Here is a 3,595-nt window from a genome sequence, read left to right on the forward strand (position 1 = left end):
TAACAAAATATGCTTACTTATTGAAATTCAGATAGTTAAAATAAAAACTATTCGGCGATTGTTTTCTTCTCTTATCCCGAACTCACGTTATCTTAATCAAAACTCACACTACCGTAGCTGGTGCTGATGGTAATTGTTTTATCGCTGTTACCTTTGCCTAAATGGCCTTTATAGGTTTTGGTTGGATTAAAACCACGCTCGCCATCGGCAGGGGTTTTACTGGTTATATTAACGTCGTGCCCGTTATAGTTAAAGCTGCCGTAACGAACGGTAATATCAAAATCGGCATTTTGAGCATCGCTTACGCCCAGCTTTACGCTTGAGTAGGATGAGTTAACCGAAAGACTTTTCACATTTTTATCCACCTCGGCAATATTTAGCGCACCGCTAAATTTTACGTTGATATTGCCGGAGGTAGTGATCCTGCCAATTTTGGCGGAGCCGTAGCTTACGTCGGCATTAATTTTATCGCAATCGCCAAGATTTAGGCTGCCATAAGCTACATCCAGGTTGCTGCCTGTCAGGTTTTCGATAGTAGCGCTGCCATACCTCACCCTGATCTGGCTGGCCGGATGGGTTAAGGCTTTAGCCCGCAAACTTCCGTAAGAATTATTTATCGTAAGCTTGCCGCCCAGGTCGGGCAGTTCGGTACTGCCGTATTTGTTGGTGATGGTAAGCGGATTTTTAGCCGGCATGTAAACTGTGTAGTTAATTTCCATTTTACGCACAGAATTTTTTTTGCCAAACAATGAACCCCAAATACCACTACCGCCGTCATCATCATCGCCCTGGTTAATATAGGTACGGAACCATACACCAGAGTCGTCCTTACTATCCCTGATGCTTACCGCGTCGAGCATTTTTTGTACTTTATCCGCATCGTTAGCGCCAACAACAATCTGCACATCCACCTTTACTTCATTTTTTGTCCAGGTGTTTACGGTAACCTTGCCGTATTTATTATCGATATTAATGATATCGTTACCATCAATTGAGTAGCTTTTGCTGTAGGCTTTGGTTTTTTCAACAATATCGCCGTTTTGCAGCTTTTCCCTGTAGCTATCGTTATTATCAAAATTAAAGCTGAAATTCTGGTCGAAATCTTTAAAGCCGTAGTTGATATTAGGGGCAAACGCTTTAAAGCTTTCAGTAAACTTCTTGCTGTCAAACTTGTCGAACTTCAAACTATCAAATGATTTAAATTTAAACACAACGCTGTCGTTAAATTTAAAGTCATGCAGTTTGCTTAAATCTTGCAGGCTTTTCATTTTCATCTGCATTTGTTTTTGCTGCTGCAGGCGCAGGCTGTTCATTTGCTTTTGCAGTTCGCGCATTTTGGCGTTCAGCTCCTTCATTTTCTGCTGATACGCTTTGCTATCAGTAGCCGGGGTCCAGTCGTCGTCATCGTCATCATCTGTTGCCGGCGGCGTTGCAGGTTTGGCAGGGCGTGGCGCTTTAGGCTTTACCTGGGCAAAATTTGCGGTGCTTATGGTAAGCAAACCGATAAGCATAAGCAGGGTTAAACTAAATATTTTTGGTTTCATTGCTTTGTTCCTTTTTCATCTCGTTAAACTGTTCAATTACATTTAATTGCTGATTCAGTACCTCGGTTTGTATTTGCAAATTCCGGATCATTGCACGTAAAACACGTTCCTGGTTAGGACTGGTGGCTAAATCATTGTTTAGTTTTTTATAGGTCGAATCCATTTTAGCTATCTCGGCGCTGAACTCCCTGTATAGCTGCGGATCATTTTTAGATGCTGTTTTAAGTTGGGTAAGCTTGGTTTCAACCAATGATGCCAGGTGTACCTGCTGCTGCGCGTACTCGGGGTTAATAGCGGCCAGGTCTACCCCTTTGCTGCCTTTTTGGCTTTGTAAATACAAACCGAACCCTATACCCATCACGATGATTACGGAGGCGGCCACTTTGAGCACAAAGCCCAGCGAAAAAGTTTTTGCTTCGCGCTTTTGGGTTTTCTGCTTGTCCTCCTCGTCTAAAAAATTGAGTTGCGCCTCAATCTTTCCCCATAAATCGGCCGATGGTTCTATCTCGTTAAATTCCTCTTTGTTGTTATGAATGAAATCTTCAAATCGCTTGCTCATGATACTGTTCCTTTCCTGTTTAAAATTTCAATTAACTTCCTTTTAGCTCTCAAAAACTGTGTTCTTGAAGTGTTTTCTGATATGTTCAATATTTGGCCTATTTCTTCGTGATCGTAACCTTCAAGCAGGTACAATGATAGTACAACGCGGTAACCATCGGGCAGTAACTTCATGCCTTCTTTTACCCGGGCTACCTGGTATTGCAGGTCCCCATCGTCCCAGCCCTCATCGTCGGCGATGTTTTCCAGGTGACCGTCTTCCAGCTCAACCAGTTCCAGTTTGCGTTTGCGCAGCATATTGATGGAGCGGTTCACCACAATCTGCTTCAGCCAGAGGCCGAAGGTGGTATCCTGCCTGAAATCCTTGAGCTTGGCAAAGGCATCCACAAAGGCCTCCTGCAAAACATCTTCCGCCTCGGCAATATCGCCCACGATCCTGAAGGCCACGTTCAGCATAGCTTTCGAATACAGGCGATAGAGTTCGTAACAGGCTTTTTTGCTGCCCTGCTTACACTCAACTACCAGGTTGTAATGTTTATCAATATATAACGCTTCCAAATTGTGACCAGCTTCAGGTTAATAGACGCAGGGTATTTTACAACGTTGCACGTATGCAGGAAAATAATTTCGGATGTGTAGATGATGCTTTTTGATTCTAATATGCAAATTCCGATAACAGAAAATTAAAATTCCTCAATAAATGTAATTCATATGCACATCCGCATCTCATCTATATATCACCGCCTTTATGATGTTTCTGCCATGGCAATAAGGAATAATTTAACACAAGGCAATTATTCTTTCCTTTTCAAAAACATATACTTAGCCAGTTTTTTTAATATGTAACCATCACGCTTCACGTGTCCGAGAGGTTTTTGTCGTCCGTGTTGTCAAAACTTCCCTATACCAATCTGTTGTGAACTGTAAAAGCCGGTATGTCCGCTAAAAAGGTACGCAGTGATACAGGCTACCGCCAAAAGCAACGCGTACTCCGCGTCAAACAATTCGATCCCCATAAAAGTACAGGCCAGGGGGTATTAGTGGCGCCTGAAAAAATGCTATAAAAACTAAAGCAACGAACAGGCTTACCGTTGCGTTGAACAACGCGGCCAATGTGTTACCAAATGTAGCAACGAAATAAAAAAGCGGGGTAATTCTGAGAATGCATTAAAACAGTTTCGGAAATCAAAATGGAATATGATCTTGTTTTCAAATGATATTAGTCATTTCAAGGATTTTAGGACTGACTCTGCTTCTTAGAGCCTGTTTAAAAATGGAAGTAATTTTAATCGGGCTGAACTAAAATATTGAATCTCATCAAACTCGAAAAGAAAATTATAATTACCTCCAAAATAGGCATCAGACTGTAAAGATTAAGAGCCTGTTTAAAAACAGATAAATAAAATTGTTATGTGTTGAAAAGTGGATAAAAAGGGAATCGCCGATCGGTCAAATAAATGCTAATTGTGAATAACGACAAACGCAATTAGTAT

At 41.6% G+C, this 3,595-nt stretch carries 4 protein-coding genes; all 4 read right to left on the minus strand.

The features are described 5' to 3' along the window. Positions 1–92: 92 nt before the first annotated feature. The 4 genes from LX99_RS25235 to LX99_RS26340 all read right to left on the minus strand — a co-directional run bounded on the left by LX99_RS25235 (position 93) and on the right by LX99_RS26340 (position 3,118). Complete coding sequence (locus LX99_RS25235) at positions 93–1,544, minus strand: DUF4097 family beta strand repeat-containing protein (RefSeq protein ID WP_109611112.1); 1,452 nt, start codon at positions 1,542–1,544, stop codon at positions 93–95. Beyond that, positions 1,525–2,103, minus strand: coding sequence for a hypothetical protein (locus LX99_RS25240; RefSeq protein WP_109611115.1), 579 nt, complete (start codon positions 2,101–2,103; stop codon positions 1,525–1,527). The genes LX99_RS25235 and LX99_RS25240 overlap by 20 nt, the downstream gene beginning before the upstream one ends. After that, complete coding sequence (locus LX99_RS25245) at positions 2,100–2,660, minus strand: RNA polymerase sigma factor (RefSeq protein ID WP_109611117.1); 561 nt, start codon at positions 2,658–2,660, stop codon at positions 2,100–2,102. Before LX99_RS25245 ends, LX99_RS25240 begins: the two co-directional genes overlap by 4 nt. Positions 2,661–2,992: 332 nt before the next feature. Beyond that, positions 2,993–3,118: a hypothetical protein gene (locus tag LX99_RS26340; protein WP_281271008.1), complete on the minus strand. Its 126-nt coding sequence runs from the start codon at positions 3,116–3,118 to the stop codon at positions 2,993–2,995. Positions 3,119–3,595 lie beyond the last annotated feature (477 nt).

This window comes from Mucilaginibacter oryzae (assembly GCF_003148845.1).
GTDB lineage: Bacteria > Bacteroidota > Bacteroidia > Sphingobacteriales > Sphingobacteriaceae > Mucilaginibacter > Mucilaginibacter oryzae.

Bases quoted from the DNA above. Each gene is read 5' to 3' on its own strand.
- LX99_RS25235 (WP_109611112.1), bottom strand. From the start codon at position 1,544: ATGAAACCAAAAATATTTAGTTTAACCCTGCTTATGCTTATCGGTTTG.
- LX99_RS25240 (WP_109611115.1), bottom strand. From the start codon at position 2,103: ATGAGCAAGCGATTTGAAGATTTCATTCATAACAACAAAGAGGAATTT.
- LX99_RS26340 (WP_281271008.1), bottom strand. From the start codon at position 3,118: ATGGGGATCGAATTGTTTGACGCGGAGTACGCGTTGCTTTTGGCGGTA.